Raw genomic sequence first — 588 nt, 5'->3', positions numbered from 1 at the left:
AGTCGGTGTGGATGACGCCGGCAGCCTGGGGAGCCTTCCACCCCTTGCCGATCGTCCACGCACGGGCTTCCTTCGGACCGGCCGTCAGGTAGGTCTGCAGTCCGAGGGTGTCGAACCCGATCCGGGCGAGCTGGTCGAGGCCCGACTCGGTCTGACCGGTCGACTCGAGCAGTTCGGCGGCGTCGGCCGGGTCGAGGTCGATGAGCTCCGACTCGACCTGGGCGTCGAGGAACACGGCCTGCGCCGGTGCGACGAGCGCGGCCAGTTCGGCCTTGCGGGACTCGTCGGTCAGGATCGCCTCGTCGACGTTGAAGACGAAGATGAAGGGCTTGGCGCTGAGCAGGCCGAGCTCGGCGATCGGCGACAGGTCGATCTTGGTGGCGGACAGCAGGGTGCCCTGCTCGAGCGCGGCACGGGCCTCGCGAGCGGTCTCGAGCACGATCGGCTCGGTCTGCTTGAGCTTCACGGTCTTCTCGTACCGCGGGAGCGCCTTGTCGATGGTCTCCATGTCGGCGAGGATCAGCTCGGTGTTGATGACCTCGAGGTCGTCCTTCGGGGAGACCTTGTTCGCGACGTGCACGACGTCGT

At 67.5% G+C, this 588-nt stretch carries 1 protein-coding gene; it reads right to left on the bottom strand.

Annotated features, from left to right (window positions below):
* Nucleotides 1-588 (bottom strand): DUF933 domain-containing protein (locus BIU89_RS13050; RefSeq protein ID WP_139179144.1); only part of this gene is annotated, 588 nt, incomplete at both ends.

The organism is Curtobacterium sp. MCBA15_005, from assembly GCF_001864855.1.
GTDB lineage: Bacteria > Actinomycetota > Actinomycetes > Actinomycetales > Microbacteriaceae > Curtobacterium > Curtobacterium flaccumfaciens.
This window is presented reverse-complemented; position numbering and strand designations above follow the sequence as displayed.